The organism is Paraburkholderia polaris (assembly GCF_012927345.1).
Classification (GTDB): domain Bacteria; phylum Pseudomonadota; class Gammaproteobacteria; order Burkholderiales; family Burkholderiaceae; genus Paraburkholderia; species Paraburkholderia polaris.
Genome location: NZ_JABBGJ010000047.1, coordinates 1 through 17,519, shown reverse-complemented (window position 1 = coordinate 17,519; position 17,519 = coordinate 1). Strand labels below are relative to the sequence as shown.

At 58.9% G+C, this 17,519-nt stretch carries 13 protein-coding genes and 1 pseudogene; 5 read left to right on the top strand and 9 right to left on the bottom strand.

The window, feature by feature from the left end:
• Positions 1-150: 150 nt before the first annotated feature.
• Complete coding sequence (locus HHL24_RS34425; protein ID WP_169489753.1) at positions 151-1,077, bottom strand: PRC-barrel domain-containing protein; 927 nt, start codon at positions 1,075-1,077, stop codon at positions 151-153.
• Between the two features lie 432 nt (positions 1,078-1,509).
• Between HHL24_RS34425 and ftsH the strand changes: the two genes are divergently transcribed.
• A complete protein-coding gene (gene ftsH / locus HHL24_RS34420; protein ID WP_329606784.1) occupies positions 1,510-3,375 on the top strand; it encodes an ATP-dependent zinc metalloprotease FtsH in 1,866 nt (621 codons plus the stop codon).
• A gap of 469 nt (positions 3,376-3,844) precedes the next feature.
• On the opposite strand, the gene HHL24_RS34415 is transcribed toward ftsH, so the two are convergent.
• The gene (locus HHL24_RS34415; protein WP_169489752.1) at positions 3,845-4,432 is read right to left on the bottom strand and encodes a BPSL1445 family SYLF domain-containing lipoprotein; all 588 of its coding nucleotides are present in this window, start codon (positions 4,430-4,432) and stop codon (positions 3,845-3,847) included.
• 224 nt (positions 4,433-4,656) lie between these two features.
• Between HHL24_RS34415 and HHL24_RS34410 the strand changes: the two genes are divergently transcribed.
• On the top strand, positions 4,657-5,103 hold the full coding sequence (locus tag HHL24_RS34410) for a type II toxin-antitoxin system HicB family antitoxin (protein WP_169489751.1): 447 nt from the start codon (positions 4,657-4,659) through the stop codon (positions 5,101-5,103).
• A gap of 621 nt (positions 5,104-5,724) precedes the next feature.
• Positions 5,725-5,973 (top strand): annotated as a pseudogene (locus HHL24_RS34405) (OmpA family protein); the annotation flags it as partial.
• Positions 5,974-6,052: 79 nt separating this feature from the next.
• On the opposite strand, the gene HHL24_RS34400 reads toward HHL24_RS34405, so the two are convergent.
• The 7 genes from HHL24_RS34400 to HHL24_RS34370 all read right to left on the bottom strand — a co-directional run bounded on the left by HHL24_RS34400 (position 6,053) and on the right by HHL24_RS34370 (position 15,579).
• The gene (locus tag HHL24_RS34400) at positions 6,053-6,307 is read right to left on the bottom strand and encodes a hypothetical protein (RefSeq protein ID WP_169489750.1); all 255 of its coding nucleotides are present in this window, start codon (positions 6,305-6,307) and stop codon (positions 6,053-6,055) included.
• Positions 6,291-8,267: a chloride channel protein gene (locus HHL24_RS34395; RefSeq protein WP_230417680.1), complete on the bottom strand. Its 1,977-nt coding sequence runs from the start codon at positions 8,265-8,267 to the stop codon at positions 6,291-6,293. Before HHL24_RS34395 ends, HHL24_RS34400 begins: the two co-directional genes overlap by 17 nt.
• A gap of 586 nt (positions 8,268-8,853) precedes the next feature.
• Positions 8,854-9,087: a hypothetical protein gene (locus HHL24_RS34390; RefSeq protein ID WP_169489749.1), complete on the bottom strand. Its 234-nt coding sequence runs from the start codon at positions 9,085-9,087 to the stop codon at positions 8,854-8,856.
• 86 nt (positions 9,088-9,173) lie between these two features.
• A complete protein-coding gene (locus HHL24_RS34385; protein ID WP_169489748.1) occupies positions 9,174-10,553 on the bottom strand; it encodes a chloride channel protein in 1,380 nt (459 codons plus the stop codon).
• Between the two features lie 107 nt (positions 10,554-10,660).
• Positions 10,661-11,083: a MarR family winged helix-turn-helix transcriptional regulator gene (locus HHL24_RS34380; protein WP_169489747.1), complete on the bottom strand. Its 423-nt coding sequence runs from the start codon at positions 11,081-11,083 to the stop codon at positions 10,661-10,663.
• Between the two features lie 1,750 nt (positions 11,084-12,833).
• On the bottom strand, positions 12,834-13,817 hold the full coding sequence (locus HHL24_RS34375; RefSeq protein WP_169489746.1) for a LysR substrate-binding domain-containing protein: 984 nt from the start codon (positions 13,815-13,817) through the stop codon (positions 12,834-12,836).
• Between the two features lie 388 nt (positions 13,818-14,205).
• The gene (locus tag HHL24_RS34370) at positions 14,206-15,579 is read right to left on the bottom strand and encodes an MFS transporter (protein ID WP_169489745.1); all 1,374 of its coding nucleotides are present in this window, start codon (positions 15,577-15,579) and stop codon (positions 14,206-14,208) included.
• Positions 15,580-16,455: 876 nt separating this feature from the next.
• Here HHL24_RS34370 and HHL24_RS34365 point away from each other — a divergent pair.
• Together HHL24_RS34365 and HHL24_RS34360 are read left to right on the top strand one after the other, a co-directional pair.
• Positions 16,456-16,740: a hypothetical protein gene (locus HHL24_RS34365; RefSeq protein WP_169489744.1), complete on the top strand. Its 285-nt coding sequence runs from the start codon at positions 16,456-16,458 to the stop codon at positions 16,738-16,740.
• 26 nt (positions 16,741-16,766) lie between these two features.
• Positions 16,767-17,117 carry a hypothetical protein gene (locus tag HHL24_RS34360; protein WP_169489743.1) on the top strand — a complete coding sequence of 117 codons (351 nt, stop codon included), beginning with the start codon at positions 16,767-16,769 and terminating at the stop codon, positions 17,115-17,117.
• The last annotated feature ends 402 nt before the right edge of the window (positions 17,118-17,519 follow it).

The following is a 17,519-nucleotide window of genomic DNA, read 5'->3' as shown; positions in this document are numbered from 1 at the left end:
CTTGTTGACTAGGTCGCTTCCTTCGTCGCGTTTGCTCTGGTATTCATGCGCCTCGTGCAATGTCAACACGGTTTGGCGCGATGGGCTCTGGATGAGTCGTGCCTGGATTTTCGAACTGCGAAGTCAGTAGTGCTGCGCCATCCGGTGCGGTTAATTCGAAAGGTGGGTCTTCCAGTAGTCGTCCACTTTCTGGCTCTGCTGGTCGAAGCCACCATGCGACGAAAACTGATCGTCCTTCACCTCCGGCGCCGCCGCCATATTGACCTTGGTCGTGTCGAGTACCAGCAAGGTGGCGCCAGAGGTTGCCTTGAAATCCGCCCAGGGAACCGGGACGTATTTCTCATCTATGCCAAACACTCCTCCGCGGCCGATCACCAGGTAAGCGATCTTGCCCGTCTGCGGACTCATGACAATATCGTTGACGCTGCCAAGATCCTCCTGTTTCGGGTTGACGACGTCTGTGCCAACCAACTGATCGGACCGGAAGGCATTGCCGTTACCTGTGACCGGCTGCGCGTTGGAAACCTCCTTGCTCCGCCAGCCCGGCATGTCCGACTTGCGTACATCACCATTGCGCAGATTTGCTGCGTAACTCTTGTACATACCGCGGGTCTCAGTCAGCAATGATTCACAGGCCTGTTGCTGTCCGTGTTGCGCCAGAATGTTGGCAGAGGCGATGAGTGTACGGATCTCGTATCCCGGTCTCGCTTGTCCATATTCGGCCGATACCGGGGTGCCGGCGGCGGCGGCGGTGCCAGTGGTGCGGCTCGGAGGCAGCGTATCTGGCTCATTGACGCTGTAGCCGTACATCGGATAACCGTATCCGTTGCCAGAACCGTGTAGCCAGTAGCCGCCTTTCTGCATCTGGTTCTCGAAGGCGCGAAGATCAGTCAGGCATTTTTGCGCGGGCTTCTCATTGGACATCGAATTCGCGGTACCAGATGGGTTGTGTACCGTACCGGTATTTGTTGACTGAGCCGCGAGTAGCGGGGTTGCAAGACCCAGGCAAAGGCAAGCTGTTAGTGAAGCGGCAAAGGCCGGGTGATGCATGGCCCTCGTTTCCTTTTTGCATTTCATGATGTTATCTCCTTGTTGCCTTTCGACCGGGGTTGGCCGGATTGCCTGTATCGATAACGCGGAAATCGACATCAGGAAACAGACTGCCTATGTAACGGCCATGTCGCTTTTCTTGACGTCAAAGCGAGCGCGGTTCGTTAGACAGGAACTTCGGGCGTGGACCCAGCGTATGGGCGGGCTGGAACACAACATTCTCACAAGCGACCTGAACGGGTCTGTACGGTAGCGGTCAACTGCTTGCAGCGGGCGCGCTGGCATTTACGACGAGGCATCGATGAACCAGACGGATATTCACCCGGTGCCGCCGTGTGGACGCGTCGGCGGCCATCCTGTGCGCCGTACGTCACCGTACCGACGTATACGCCGGTTGCGCTCAGCGTATACATGCTGGCCTGGAGATTTACAGTGCCGTGCGGGGAAGGAGCGACAATCATGCGCCAACGCTGTTTCTGCAGGATACTTGCTGTCGCGGCAATTGCTGCGACATCGATACTTGGCGGCATGGCGCAAGCGCAGCCAGATTCGAGCGATGCCGCAGCGGCGAACGCGGCCATCGTGACGCCGAAACACGCTGCAGCCTATGCAGCAACAGTACGAAGCGAAGCAGTCAATCCAATGGTCTATTCCGATTTTGTCTCAGACATAGACAGGAGCGACGTGTTCGATGTCACGGTCGCGGGCCATGATGTCTCTGGTGAGCTTAAGGATGGCACAAAATTTCGCACGACTGTTCCCGAAGACCCCGACATAATCGCAAACCTGCTGCGGCATCACGTGCGAGTGGCAGTCGCGGCGGATGACGGATGGTCTACTCCGAACGGACTTCCGACGACCTGGTTGCCTATGGCACTGCTGATTGCGCTCACGATCTTCGTAATGCGCCGTGGTCCGGCTCGCAGCGGTGCGACGACCTTCGGCCATTCTCGGGCGCAGTTGCTGACGGAGAGCTCGCGCTGCGTCACCTTCGCGGATGTTGCGGGTATCGAAGAGGCGGAGGAGGAGCTTGCGGAGATCGTCCAGTATCTCAAAGATCCACCGAAGTTCCAACGCCTTGGTGCAAAGGTGCCCAAGGGCGTGCTGCTCGTGGGGCCGCCCGGCACGGGCAAGACGCTGTTGGCACGCGCTATCGCAGGTGAAGCCGGGGTTCCATTCTTTACGATATCTGGGTCGAATTTCGTCGAAATGTTCGTCGGCGTCGGAGCGGCAAGGGTGCGCGATATGTTCAGCGAGGCCAGGAAGAAAGCACCTTGCATCATTTTCATCGACGAAATTGACGCCGTTGGCCGGCACCGGGGCGTGGGACCTGGTAACGACGAGCGCGAACAGACAGTGAACCAGCTTCTCGTCGAAATGGATGGCTTTGACGCGAACGAAGACGTCATCGTGATCGCCGCGACGAACCGGCCCGATGTGCTGGACTCCGCGCTGCTGCGGCCGGGTCGATTCGACCGTCAGGTGATGGTTTCGTATCCAGACGTACTGGGGCGCGAAAAGATCCTTCAGGTGCACATGCGCAAGGTCCCCCTCGGGCCCGATGTTGCTGCCATGACGCTCGCGCGCGGGACACCAGGATTCTCGGGCGCTGATCTTGCCCATCTTGTCAATGAAGCTGCGCTGTTGGCCGCTCGCTGCGATCACGCGCATGTGACGAGCACAGACTTCGAGCAGGCGAGGGACAGGGTTTTAATGGGTGCAGAGCGGCGCTCACTGATGATGACAAACGAAGAGCGGGAGATGACGGCCTATCACGAAGCGGGCCATGCGCTGGTCGCGTTCTATTCGCCGGGTCATGATCCGCTGCACAAGGTGAGCATCGTCCCTCGGGGCCGGGCGCTCGGCGTCACCATGTCCCTGCCGGAGCGGGACCGGTACTCCTTCTCCAGGAAGGAACTCGAATCGAAGGTCGCGATGATGTTCGGCGGCCGTGTTGCCGAGGAGTTGATCTATGGGAGGGATGAAGTCACGACGGGGGCCAGCGACGACATCCGGCAGGCGACCATGCTGGCCCGTCGTATGGTGACGGAGTTTGGTTTCAGTGACACGCTTGGGCCTGTGTATTGCGAGAGCGGGCGCGAGAGTTTAGCAAGTCCGTCTGTCGACGTTTCGCCAGCCACCGCCCTTGCCATCGACAAGGAAATCCGGCGTCTCACTGAAGGCGGGCAGGCGAAGGCGCACGAGATCCTGAGCGCCCATATGGGCCAACTCAGGCGGTTCGCGCAAGCGTTGCTCGAGCGCGAGACTCTCTCAGGAGATGAGATCCGGATGCTGCTGCAGGGCAATTCTCGGGAACATTTATAGGTTCGCGTTAAAGCATTTTCCCTCCGCGCGAACTGAAGCTGCTATGACGCGCGACCGACACGACAGAAAGGGCTTCATCACCCGATGATCCCATCATGACAAGGGGCCGGGACGCGCTCGACGTGCCGCTTCGCAACAGCCGTGCGCAGGCGCTTCTGTAGCAGCATTTCGAGTTCGACCAATGCGCTGGCAGACCGCTCGCCGCAACAGATAGAATTCACCGCGCAGACTTCACGCGATGAGCGAAGCTCGAACCGAACCTGCACCCACACCAAATTGACTCGTCGCTGGCGATTGCACCGCGTTCACAAAACAACTCATCTATATCGCGCAGACCCAGTTGCAAACGGAGACACCAGAGCACGGCGTGACTGACGATGGCTGCGCGATGCCCGGAGACTGCGATTGAGCAGTTTCCTCTTTTGCATTTCCGCATCTTGCGACATGAATTGCCGGTCCGTCTTGCTTGTTACAGCGATTTGAGCCGCGTAACTTTCGTACCGTCAAGCGACACACCTGCCATCAACCCGCTGTTCGTTAGTACAAACGCGTCCACCTGGCCGGTTGCGGTGCTGGTGTCGACATCACCGTTCGCGCCGACTTTCAGCACCGCGACTGACGCGTCGCCCCCCGCCGACCAACCATCGGTGCTGCGGAACCGGTTCAGAGATTCGTCCGTCATGAACAGAAAGACGATCGCGCGAGATTGCGCGCCGATCTGCCATCCTATCGAACCGGTTACCATGCTGTAGTACCCGGCCGTACGGCCGCCGACGCGCAGCGAGCCTTCGCCATACTGGCCGCCGACAACGAAACCGGCGTCGATCACAGACGGAAACGTCAGCACACCGTGTGCCTTGCTCACGAGTTCACGCGAACCTTTTGCCGCGCCGTAAAGGCGCGCAAGCGTAGAGTCGACGCCTGCGTCGATCGTGTGACGTTTGTCTATCTGTTGACCGCTGGTGTCGGACGGGCTGGTTGTGGTGCAACCGGAGATCGCGAGGCCAAGCGCAAGGATGGACGCTGGCGTACTCCATATGAATGTTCGTCTGAGCACGATCTGCTCCTTGATACCCAATGATTTCCGACGCTACATCAGCGCGGATGCAGACGCGGTACGTCAGCGTACAGATCTCCCGATTTCGGCCCCCTCTTCATTTTCTATCTGATGGAGAGTTTCCATCAATCGAAGGCGACGAAAGTCGTTCAGCGTACAGACGCGTAGCGAAGTTGGCCGCATAGTTTGCTGACAGCTCTCCTCGTGCGACTTCGGAGTCACTCATGCAATACCCGCTATATGTTCATCGGAATGACGATTTGCGCTATCGCGGCAGCTTTCCGGACTTTCCCGGTGCCCACGCGTGCGGAAACTCGCTCGAAGAGTTGAAACACAACGCGCTGGACGTTGTGCAGCGGGTATATGACGGGAGCGAGGACCTGATTCCAGCACCCACGAGTGATACATCCGCATTGCAGGCGCTGGACATGGACGACGGCGAGGGCTTATGGCTGTTCGTCGAGATCGACATGGCTCGGGTCATTTCGCGCGCAGTGCGCATTCAACTTAGCCTGAGTAAGAGCGCTCTGCAGGATGTCGATGCGGCGGCGCAACAGTGCCACATGACCCGCTCGGCGTTCATCACCCTCGCTTGCATACATGAACTTGAGAATGCGGAGGTCGCGGGCGCGCCGCCGGAGTTCGCAACGATGCTAGCCGACTCGACTTAGCGCGCATCCGTTCGCGTGTCAACACGGCTCCGAACTAATAGGAAGATACGATGGGCCAATCACTACTCGCTTTCACAGCGGGAATGGCGGCCATGATGTCGGTCGTGATTATATCGACGGTACGCGTCGGACTTAGACAGAGGCATAGGGTGCCCAGACATTAAGTGAGCGCGTAGCCGATGCGCCGCTGGGTTGGCAATAACCAAACGAGCATGCGTACGCCTCACGCTTGTCGATATGCCAGCGTAGAGCGCCTTCCTCTCTGCCACGTAGTATCCGATTGCGGAGATGTGAATCGGGGATTAGCCGAAGGGTACGATATGACGTATGCAATGTGGGGAATCGTAATCGGGATGGCGCTGATGTTCGGCGTTTCGCTCTACCGGTATAAACACGAGATCGTGCGCGAGCAGCATCCCCTCGGGTCGGCCAGACCTGCTCTTTCAGGCAAGCCGCGATTTTGCTAAGGACAGGGTGCGCGGATCTCATGAAGGCTGCGGGCGTGCTTCGGCTGTCTTCCAATTGCAAGCCGGATACATGCATGCAGACCGTTTCGACATCACGAACAAGAAGCTTGCAAAAGGCGGCGGGTCCATACAAGCACGAAAAGGACGAATACCCCAATATCTCAGAAACCACCCAAACCGGCACGTACTGATCCAGGGTAATACCGACGAACGGGGAACGACGGAATACAACCTGGCGCTCGGCGAACGACGCTCCGAAGCGGTGCTCCATGAACTCGAGACCCTGGGTGTACCCGACTCGCAACTGGAAGCGGTCAGTCTCGGCAAGGAAAAACCTCTGGCGATGGGCCATGATGAGGCGTCCTGGGCACAGGACCGGCGCGCGGACCTGGTTTACCGCTAGTGGGGCAAGCCCCGTTCGTAAGGGCACTGTCGCGTGCGGGTCTGGCTATGCGTGTCCGGAAACGGAACATAACCCGCGGTCAAAGACCGATGAACCAAGTCTCGACATCCATCTCCTCAGCCCAGATCTGGACGTCGAGCATTTCGTGCAATTCGACGGGTTCGCCGTGATAGACGCAGCAGAAGCCGTGCGCCGTGCGGTAAACGATCACCCATTCTGGCGCCGGTTCCGGCTTTCCCACTCCCATCCCTCCTGAAACCTGTTTCAGGTAGTCGAGATGAAGAGCCTTGCCGATACGCCTGCGAAGGCCGTCCAAATCATGTGTCAGTTTCATTGCCAGCTCCTTTGGCGTCGCCGTCGGTCTTTTTCTTTTTTCCTTTTCTGTTAAACGACCGCATCGCGCCTCGACGGGGTCGACTTTCGGCTTGCCCCGGAAATATCCTGATGCTCATCGCAACAGCATCCGCAATGTGCTCCTTGGCAATCACCCCGAGCACACGAACGGGGCCGCGTCCTTCCTGTCGCCCCACCACGACCGCCATCGCCGCGTGCTGCTTCCACAGCCGGGTAATGACCCCGAACGCGACGTCGTTTTCCTGGACGACGATGAAATTGCGCTGCGCGAGTGTGCCGAGCATGATCTCCGGAGCGCCTTGGCTCACAGCGCGGCGCAGCCCGGTATTGATGCGCAGAACCCCGTAAATCTCATGTGCCCTGGTGACCACCACATGCCGGAAAGCGGCGCCTTCCGTACGGGCAAGCACGTCGTGAAATGGCACGTCCTCATCGAGCACGAAGACATCGGTTTCCATGACCTGTGCCGCACTCTGTACAAGGAACATGTTGGCATGAAGGGCGTTGGGAATCGGGTGTCCGCGCCGTACCAACTTGAGTGTGTAGATGCTTTCGGGCGACAGTAGCCGGCGTGCGCCCAGGCTGAAGGCCACCGCGATTATCATGGGCAGCACGATGTCGTAGTCTCGTGTCATCTCGAAGATCATCGCGACGGCGGTCATCGCGGCACCGGTGCCGCCACCCACCATTGCGCCCATGCCCACCATCGCAAAGGCGGGCGCGCTGACGGGCGCCCCGGGCAACACCATGGCAACCACGGACGCAAACGACGCCCCCAGCGTCGCACCGATAAAAAGCGATGGGGAAAAAACGCCACCCGACGAACCCGAACCCAGACTGACCGATGTAGCCAGCGTCTTGCACAGCGCCAGCAACAGCAGGAAGGCACCACCCTGCAGCTGCCCGTACAGCGTGGCCTGAATGGTCGCGTAACCGACCCCTTCGACGTAGTAGTGGCCCGCATAGCGCCATAGCAGATACATCGTCACGCCTACAATCAGCATCCCGAAGGCGTGACGCCCGTAACGTCCCGGTACCCTGTCGAATCCATCTTCAGCCCAATGCAGCGCACGGATCAGCAGTGCGGCAGCCGCTCCCGTCACGGCGCCGAGTAACGCATAGAGAATCAGCGTCAGGGCGCTGCCCGGCTGGTTCGGAATTGCACCCAGCTGCGCGGGGACAAAGAACGCAGGCGCGTCACCGAAGAACAACCGACCCAGAAAGGTCGCCGTGCCTGTTGCAATCGCCACCGGCAAAAAGGTGTTCACGCTGATTTCCGGCATCATCAGTTCGGTGGCGAACAGCACGCCGCCGATCGGCGTATTGAAGGTTGCGGCAATGCCGGCACCGGCTCCCGCTGCAACCAGCGTGATACGCTGACCGGCCGTCATCGTCACCAGCTGACCGAGCGTCGAACCGAGCGCCGAGCCGATCTGGATGATCGGCCCTTCGCGCCCCACGGCTGCACCGGAGCCGATCGCCAGTGCCGACGCGATTGATTTCACAATGGCCACCACGGGGCGGATTACGCCGCGTTTGTAGTAAATCGCGTCCATCACCTCCGGCACGCCGTGTCCCTTCGCTTCTGGTGCAAACGTACTCACGATCCAGGTGACCGCGAGTCCGCCCACAACAGGCACGAGAATGACAAACATGCCCCACGGCGCAGCGGGCGTGAAGTGGCTGGCGTCGTATGCAAACGAAAGACGCCCGAGGAAGAACACGTTGTGCACCAGTCCAATCAGTCCCCGGAACACTACCGCGCCCAGGCCAGTCACGATACCGACGACGAACGCGAGGAAGCATAGCCAGTACAGGGCGACCGGCATGACGGAATCGTCATCGACATGGGCGACCGCGCGCGGCTGTACCGGCGCGACTTTCACGTGGTGTGTATCGCTACCTGTTGCCTGGTCAGGCCGGTGAGGTTCGCCCGTCATGGCTTGTCGTCCCCAGAAGGACTACATGTAAACCTGCTGATGTCATGCATGTCTGACCGGCCCTTCGGGACATCGTGCCCAGCTTCACTGCGATCCAGAAAAGCAGACTGCCGGCCATCCGGTGCTGCGTGTCTCGCCTTATCCTGATTGAGTATCCACTCAACTGGTGCGATCCGTCCGTTCCACCATCGCCGTCGTTTCGTCCGGGCCCAGCACGTCCCTCATTGCAAGCAACATGAAGACTGTGCTCGAACTGACTACCAGCAGGATATCCCGGCCAAAACCGATCACGTTCCGGCCAGCTCCGATGTTGCCAGGCGATTGACAGCACCCAGAATCCGCCAGACTACGGCAACAGCCACGCGATGTTCTTACAGCCGAACCGGCTCGCAGGCGTGCGTGCAATACCATGGTAGTACACCGCATAGAGCACGAGACTGGTCGCAGCCAGCGAAAACAGGAATGTGTTTGCTCCGAAGCCAGTCCACCCCAAAGGCGAAATGGCCGATGGAGTGCTTCTGCGTGGCGCGCAGGAGACGGGCTCGTGAGGCATGTCCACTCGGTCGACCCGTCTGGCCGATACCTACTATTTGCTTGCGCTGGCGAGCGTCGCGCGGATACGCTCACGTAGCGATATCCGGCGCTGTCGCTCGTTTTCAACTTCGATCAGGTGTTGATATTCCGTCGAGGCGGCAATTCCAAGGCGCGCGAGCCGTCTGAGCTCAGTCCATAACGTGCGGATCGTCGCATCACATCGGGTGATTTCGATCTCGGCCGCCTGAACCTGTATCAGGAGATCACCGAACTTCTGATCACTCATCTGTCATTCCCGGTGCGCCGTGTGGACAACACCAGGGCGCACAACAGCACCAGACTCTGAAACACAATAGAAACAAACCCGGTTGGTCAGAACTGACCGGGCAGCTTCCCGGGTGAACTCTCCCCGGCTGGGGGGGATGGCACGACATCGGGTGCGACGTGGGGCTTGCTGTAGCGCTCCGACAGCGCCTCGTAAAGAGCAGGCGCAAACAGTTTCGAAACCTGGCTGGCTATCAATGCAGTGGCCATCAGCGAAATAACGAGCGCGTGCCCATTGATCATCTCGATCACAATCACAAAAGCAGTAATCGGGCTTTGCGTCACCGCCGCGAGGTAGCCCACCATGCCAAGGGCGATCAGCATGGGCAACTGCATCTGGCCAAACAGCAGGTGCAATGCGTTGCCAATACCGGCGCCGATCGCGAGCGATGGCGCAAACAGGCCACCCGGCGCGCCGGGCAGATACGATCCGACCATCGAGGCCATCTTGAGCACCGGGTATGCAGCGCCCAGTTGCGCGCGTCCTTCCAGCATCGCGCGCGCTTCGGCATAGCCGCTACCGAACGTGTGGCCGCCCGACGCCACGCCGATCATGGCGATGACCAGGCCACACGCGGCACCAAATGCCACCGGCTGGTTACTGCGCCAGACGCTCACCGACGTGGGCATCCAGCGCTTGGTGTTCAGCAACAGCCAGCAGAACACACCGCCGGCAACGCCGGACACCGCGCCGATCAACACCACCGCTGCCGCCAGCAGATCTGGAAAGCGGCTGCCGACGTCGATCGTTCCGAAATACGTATAGTTCCCTTGCAAGCCCAGCGAAACGATACCGGCGAAGATGATCGCAGTAATCAGCACGCCGCTCGTACGCTGCTCGAAGCTGCGGGTCAACTCTTCGATCGCGAACACCACGCCTGCGAGCGGCGCATTGAACGCCGCCGACAGACCCGCCGCGGCACCGGCGAGCGCTAGCCGCCGTTCCAGTTCGATGCCCCGGATGGCCCGGAATCGCTGTGGATAAAAGCGTCGCAGGTTGAACATGAGCGCGGCACCCACGTGGATCGTCGGTCCCTCCCGGCCGATCGTGAATCCGCCGAGTATTGAGAGGAACGAGATCACAATCTTGCCGACGAGGATCCTGATACTCAGCAGACGCGGCGCAAGATCGCCACTGTCATGGAGTGTGGCAATGACCTGAGGGATGCCGCTGCCTTCTGAGCCAGGAAAGTAGCGCCTGGTAAGCCACACACCCAGAGCGCCGATTGCCGGGGTGACGGGAAGCGGGAGCCACCAGTACCGCGTCGCATAGCGCAGGAAGGCGTCATAGCCGATATCAATCAGTTTCGCGTAGAAAACGGCGACCAGCCCGGTTGCGATGGCACCCAGCCAGAATACGCCGTAATGCAACCACAGCCGCCGTCCGTGCTGTATTGCGCGTCTGTCAATCAATGCCGCTATACGCATTCTTCCGCCGCAAATGTGAAAGTATAAGCGATCTGGCACACTGTGACATATGTGGAACCGGGCAGTTGCGGCGGCTCAGCTACCGGCGCCGGTGTAAAGGAGGGTGTTTACTGCCTGTCTGCTCCGCGGAACACCCAACCGAACGACTCCATCTCTGACTTATGCAATGCCGCCAGCTTCAGCAGACAGCGCTCGCCCTTCGCTGTGAGATGCACCTGAACCTGACGACGATCGATCCGGTCTGGCTTGCGAATCACGAGGCCGGCCGCTTCGCAGCGCGAGACAAGTGCCGCAGTTCCATTCGGGGCGGCCTGTAGGCGTTCGGCGAGTTCGCCGACTGTTGCCCATTGACGCTCCGGAAACCCTCTGACGTGGAGCAGGAGCTGGTATTGCAACGGCGTTACGCCTTCTGCGTGTGTGATCTCCTCCGAGAACCGGAGAAACTGCCGTAGCTGGTAACGGAATTCGGACATCGCCTCCAGATCCTGCTTGCCCGGTATCTTGACGATAGCGCCTTTGCGGGGGTTCATCCCACCTCCATAAAATTCGACAACCCGTTGAAAATATGTCACCTTGTGCCTAAAATTTAAGATGACATTCACGCGCCCGGATACGGTGCGCGAGGTACTGCCGTGCGGCAGCCAATGCGGCAATCAGCAACCGTTTGCTGTGCCCGTATGCCGCCGGCATTTACAGAATTTTAAAACGTCTGAACCCGAGGAGGCTGGTGTCAACGTGCTGCCCGGTTTGTCTGTTCGGGCAGTTTCAACATCCCGTCCGTGTGGGAGCAGTAGATGATTCGTTACTTTGCATGCGCGTTCGTTGTCGCATCGGCAACAGTCCTGCCGGTTGCGGCCGTCGCAGGCGCGCATCGTGCCGTGCGGGTTGCAATGCTGGAGTCTCGTGGTCCGGGGGGCGTTCCAGTTGAATCACCCCCCAGCCGGCGCAACATTGAAAACATCGCCGTGAGTCCGGGACGATACCGCTCGCCCACTGTTATCAACGGTCCTACCTATTTCCCCGCGTTGCGACGCTACGAACGCCAGCAGTTGCAGGATCACCAGCGACTACAGGGATACGGTTTCGGCACTGGCTGGAGCGTGAAACCGCGATAGCCATGGTCAGTCCAGGCGCGACCGTGAATCCTCATGCTTGACGGATTAGCCACCGGAAAGCTCGTTTCAGCTCAACTGCACCTTCTGTGTCATACCAGTGACCGTGCGCCAGAATGACACGCTCCGGGTCCCACCCGATCATCTTTTCCACGGCGAGTTTGAGAGCATTTCTGTTCGGTTGAAGCGCGAACAGGAGCCGCATATCGCGCGGCATCTGCCCGTCAGGATGTCACACGCCCCCGACGAGGGTCAAGACACGCGCAACAGGAGAGTCAAGTCTCTCCACTTCGAAGTTCTCTATCAGGTCGGTCAGGATCAAGGTCCGCGAGATGCGATGAAAGAACACGATTTCCGTAAAGTGGCGACCTGCAACCGGCAAGGTGGCAAGATCTGGCTCCCATCCGTAGTCGGTGACTCCGTTCAATGGCAGACGATGGGTGACGCCCGGGCGCCACATATTCTCCTCGCCAGCGGGGCCGCATATACCAGTGCGTCTGGATACGCCTTTGCCCAATCCTGAAGCCACCGGGAGTGCAATCGATTAGGGCCGATGAGCCAGCGCGGGTTGCCAACCTGCGCAACCGCGGCTTGGAGGCAAGCCGTGAGCCGGGTGGGCGAATGAATGAACAGTTTCCGGCCAGCAGTCCGCACAATTGTCATCCTGGTCGGAAACGCCATCCTGAAACACGGCACGCCGAAACGGATCGCTCGACCGTCCACGACCCAGACGTCTCGCGCAACCTCTTTCATCGTGTCAAGTGGCAAATATGTCACTGACGGCGTTGCACGATTGTCCATTGTTCTCGTTGGCATGAAAGCGCCCCGCTACGCGGAACGACGCCGGGATTGGAATGGTTCAAGCCCATATCTGTTGCTGGATCTCAGTTTTAGTCACGGCATGACATGAACTGAGGTACGCGGCAGGACATGTCAGGGGTGCCAGCGTTGCCCATTGCGCTCAGGTCCGATCCCGATTGCGGGTGCCGCCTTGTAGCCGACTGCAAATGAAGACGAGTCGTCAAACGCGGAGTCGGATCCATGCGGCAAAATGGCGATGCAGCCGGCAAGGCCGACTACTCGTGCGAAAAGTCCCAGAAGTTTGATCACGATTCCCCCGCTTTCACACCTGTTGGAGACGATTGACGAGCTCCTGGCTCGAACTCCGTTAGCGCGGGATTATGTCAGAAGAACATCGCGAGGACACCGGTGTGTCGAGCCGCTGGTCGTTGCGATAGATGGTGACTGGCGAGAATCGAGCGAACCCGTACAGGTCGAGAGAAATGCCGCAATGTGTCCCACGCTCAAAGTCGCCACAAATTGCTTCTATCTCAAGGTCCATTGCCCCGCCTGTTTTCGAAATGAACGCATCGTGACTTGCCGTCGCGGACGTGCATCGTCGCTTCTGGCACTGTAATTGAAACAATCCAGCAACCGTGCCGCGATAACAACAAAATCTCAGCGTCCCCCGGCCCGTCAACACCGGCTGCGTCGGATACCGACGATAGTGCTCAATCAGTGTGGTTGTCGAATGTAATAGATCGCGCAATCGAGGCACTACGAAGTCGATGAACGCCCGTAACTTGAGAGGCAGCCGATTTTTCTTATCGTAAACCAGATGGACCGGCCGAACTGGCGGTTCGAATTCACTCAACACAATCTGCAGGTCGCCTCGACGGACGTACTCTGCAATCTGATAGGACATGGTGCGAATCAACCCCGAGCCGGCAAGCCCCGCATCAATCGCAGCTTCAATCGTGTTCACGCTTAGTCTCGAGCGGAACGGTACATTGAAATCTGATCCGCCCGACCAGAATTTCCAGTTGCTCGTCGACGACACACTTTCGAAGGAGACAACGCTGTGCTCAGGAAGCTCGTCGGGAGTAGCGGGTGTTCCCCGCGTGGAAAGATACGAGGGGCTTGCACAGATAACGCGTCGCACAGCCCCTAATCGGACAGCAACCAGCTCGCTGTCAGGAAGATAACCGATTCGTAGTGCCACATCGATTTGATCGTCCAGAAAATGCGTAACCTTGTCCGTTAGCATGAGGCCGACCGACACATCCGGGTACGCGGCGAGAAAACTCGTGACGACAGGAAGCACGTGCATCCGCCCAAACATGTTGGGTCCGGTAACGACCAGATCGCCCATGGGCCGCAGCAGTGTGTGCGGCTCGGGATATCTCCGGTATTTGCGCCGGCCATCCGGTGCCGCTAATTCGAGGGTACGCTTGCACCACCAGTCTGTTCATAATGGTGTGGGATGGGTGACCTTATTCCGACTAGGGATAGCGGGTACCAGCGTGATGGGAACGAGGACAGTAAGTATGATGGTTTTGTGAATTGAGTCGCGCACAGCCCAGCGTTTGCGGAGAACGATCCGACCGCACAACATCGTGGCGGAGTCCGATCTCTTCGCCAGCGTGCACAACAAGGCCATGCTTGTGGGCCGCCGCGTCAACGCCACCACGCGGGTGTGTTGAACCCGGCCTCACCCACTTACCTCGGCGTTCAGACGTACGCGGAGGCAAACGGGTCGATCATGCGGCTGGCCTCGCGTTTTCCCTATCGCCCATGGCCCGAGCATCGTCGTATTCGCGCGAGATGTCCTTGTTCGTGTAATCACCAAGCATCGATGCGGCGATAAGGCTGAGTGCCGCACACGCCAGAATATAGACCGCGATTGCATAGCCCGAATGGTAGTAGGCGAAGAGCGCGGTCGCAATCAGCGGTGCAGGACCGCCGGCAATGACCGAAGCCAACTGGTAGCCCATTGATGCACCGCTGTAACGCAGCCGTCCCGTGAAGGATTCAGCGATCAAAGCGGCTTGGGGACCGTACAACATCGAATGCGGTACCAGCGAGAGCACGATGGCGGCGAAGATCCACATCGGATCCCTGGTATCGACCATTGCAAAATAGAGGAAGCCGAATACGCCCACGACGGCCGCGCCGATCATATACATCCGCCGGCGCCCGATCAGATCGGACACGTGGCCAAAGAACGGGATGGTGAAGAATTCCAGCACGGAAGCCGCCAGCACCGCCATCAGCAACAGGTTGCGTGACACGCCCAGGGTCGTGACGCCATAGGTGAAGACGAACGCCGTGAAAATATAGAAAGGTGCCTGTTCGGCCATGCGTGAAAAGGCCGAGAGAAGGATATCTTTCGGCTGGCGGCGCAACACCTCGAGCATCGGCGTCTTCTCGATTTTGTGCTCAGCCAGGAGCCGCGCGAAGATCGGCGTCTCGAGAATATTCAGGCGGATGTAGAGGCCAATCGCGACCAGTATGATGCTGAGGAAGAACGGTACGCGCCAGCCCCACGTGAGGAAACCGCTGCCGGAGATCTGACTCATGGCCAGCACGGCCAGGTTGGCCAGGGACAGTCCCGCCGGCACCCCGAACTGCGGCCAGGAGGCGACGAAGCCGCGATGCGCGTTGGTACGCGCCCATTCCATCGACATCAGGACCGAACCACCCCATTCGCCGCCGACACCCACCCCCTGGATGAAGCGCAGCACCGTAAGCGCGACGGCGCCCCAGACGCCGATCGTCGCATAGGTCGGAACAAAGGCCACTGCAAACGTGGCCAATCCCATCAGCAATAGCGTCACGATCAGCGTGGCCTTGCGACCGATGCGATCACCGTAATGGTCAAAAATGGCGGCACCAACCGGCCTCGCCATGAAGCCGACTGCATAGATCAGAAAAGCCTGCAGTGTGCCGACGAGTGGGTCCGAGCCTGGGAAATACAGCTTCGCGAAAACCAGGCCGGTGACAATACTGTAGAGGAAGAAGTCATACCACTCGATCGTGGTACCAACCGTGCTGGCGATGATGGCACGGCGCAACTGGCGGCGGGAGTCCTCATCGGAGAGGGGCAGCACCCCCCCCGAGTGCGTGGCAGCCATTTGACATCCCCCACAAAAAGGGCGACATACTGTATAGACAATTTTCGCGATGAGTGGTTCCGGCGGCGGCAAGGTGCCGCCGGCAAGGAACGCGTCACGACGACAGGCATGTTGCGTCTCGGCAGGCCGCCGATGCCGTCGGACTCGATGCGGTTATCCGGCAACCCGTCGGTGCCGCGGCACTTAGCTTACGGGCTCTTTAAGAATCTCAAATAGAAGGCTGCAAACACCAGGACAATGCCGATGTTCACTATCAGCCGCTCCCAGAATCGATTCTTGAAGAACAATAAATCTACGCTAACGACAACGGCTATCAACACCACAACGTAAAGTACGACAGACGTGTTCCTTGTCATTCCAATCACCAGTTCGAATAGATCAAGAGCTGATTACTTATGGAGTTCCCGGATTTGCCCCCAGGAATCCGCTCAAGTACAAACAGGCTAGGAGCGAGGATCATCCGGTAGTCCCCCGCCTAGAGTCAGATTGATGCGACTCGCTGAGCAAAGCTCGGGCTAAGCCATCGATTGTCAACGTTCCCGGTGACGACGTCGAATGACTAAAACTAGCCGAACCCAACCATCCTTTTCCCAAAACGGATCTTTCACGAAACTACCGAGGCCCGCTCAAAACGATGTATTTCGATGTAGACATACATCGAATGAGGAGTTACGCGAAAGCCATGTCGCGCAACGCGTGCATGCTCGCAAGCCACAAACTATGCATCGTTAGGGTATAGGTCCACAAGGACGGGTGTATTGCTTCCCGAATGGATGGCGGAGCGGTCATTGAATTGCGAAAATACCTGTACGGATATACAGTATCGTACACGGAAACTCGTAGCGGTGAACAGGCACTTTTTTAGGGGGAGGCGAGATGGAGATACGCGTTCGCTTGCCGGTCAGCCGTCCGATGCCGGAAATTGCGGCGTTTGTTGCGGACATGAAAGCGGTGTTTGGCGCGCGGGAAATCGATGAAGCGATCCGCCGCAGCAAGGCGGGGGAGCCGACGTTTTACGCGTGCGAAAATGGCCGCACTGCTGGCACTCCTACGGCCGCGCAAACCAACGTCTGGCGTGTTGATGGGGCGGTACGCGACCGTCACTACTGTGCTGGCTGCGACGGTTCATGTGTGGGCAGCGCGAAATCGTGCCGGGCGTGAACGGCACGAAAGCATACGGAGAGGACATGTTTCGATTTTTGAGTGTGGGCGTAATCCTGCTTGCAGTTGCTTCGACGGGCGTCGCGGGCGAACACTACGTTGAAATCTGGAATCCGCCTGAAGCGCGACAGGTGAAGCCGCCGGTTAGCGGCAAGCCCAAGCCTGGCAAGGCGTCAATCCTCGCGCGCCGTACGCCGAAAGTGACGCCACGCAGGGTGGCAGACCCCGTTGCGACGTCGCTTCCAGGTGCACGCGCGGCAGCCAGCCTTCCGAAACCTATGACGCCGCAACCGACGAGCATCCCTAGAATCATGACGCCCGAGGGTAATGTGCTGTGGGTGAACAATGGCGGAGTGCCAGTCGAGGTGGTGCGTTGATGGAAGAAGTCCATCCGCTGACAAAGGAGCAGGACGCATCGTCGCGCTGCTATCTTGCGGTTAGCGACCTCGCGGCTTATGCATTGGACGGACGCTGGCTTATACCGGATTGTCTTGTAGAGTCGGCGCGTATATGGCTTGCGCGCCTGACGATTTCAACTGAGGCCCATGTAATCGCGAAAGCTGTCCTTGAATCAGAATTGAAGGACACGGATGCTGCGCGCCCCGAGCAACTTTTCACTGACGTGATGACAGTCAACTATGCTAGTACCGTCGTTGCCAAAATCTGGCGCAGGTGTAGCGGGCCCACAGGCGTCTGAGAAAACCTCTGCTCATTCATGCACGGAATACATGCAAGCTGAAATTTACAAGGGATACTCCATCTGGGGGCACGCCATTCTC

Coding starts and splice junctions, on each gene's coding strand:
- HHL24_RS34370 (WP_169489745.1), bottom strand. CDS start 15,579: ATGGCTGCCACGCACTCGGGGGGGGTGCTGCCCCTCTCCGATGAGGAC.
- HHL24_RS34425 (WP_169489753.1), bottom strand. CDS start 1,077: ATGAAATGCAAAAAGGAAACGAGGGCCATGCATCACCCGGCCTTTGCC.
- HHL24_RS34390 (WP_169489749.1), bottom strand. CDS start 9,087: ATGAGTGATCAGAAGTTCGGTGATCTCCTGATACAGGTTCAGGCGGCC.
- HHL24_RS34385 (WP_169489748.1), bottom strand. CDS start 10,553: ATGCGTATAGCGGCATTGATTGACAGACGCGCAATACAGCACGGACGG.
- ftsH (WP_329606784.1), top strand. CDS start 1,510: ATGCGCCAACGCTGTTTCTGCAGGATACTTGCTGTCGCGGCAATTGCT.
- HHL24_RS34360 (WP_169489743.1), top strand. CDS start 16,767: ATGTTTCGATTTTTGAGTGTGGGCGTAATCCTGCTTGCAGTTGCTTCG.
- HHL24_RS34380 (WP_169489747.1), bottom strand. CDS start 11,083: ATGAACCCCCGCAAAGGCGCTATCGTCAAGATACCGGGCAAGCAGGAT.
- HHL24_RS34375 (WP_169489746.1), bottom strand. CDS start 13,817: ATGGGCGATCTGGTCGTTACCGGACCCAACATGTTTGGGCGGATGCAC.
- HHL24_RS34365 (WP_169489744.1), top strand. CDS start 16,456: ATGGAGATACGCGTTCGCTTGCCGGTCAGCCGTCCGATGCCGGAAATT.
- HHL24_RS34410 (WP_169489751.1), top strand. CDS start 4,657: ATGCAATACCCGCTATATGTTCATCGGAATGACGATTTGCGCTATCGC.
- HHL24_RS34395 (WP_230417680.1), bottom strand. CDS start 8,267: ATGACGGGCGAACCTCACCGGCCTGACCAGGCAACAGGTAGCGATACA.
- HHL24_RS34400 (WP_169489750.1), bottom strand. CDS start 6,307: ATGAAACTGACACATGATTTGGACGGCCTTCGCAGGCGTATCGGCAAG.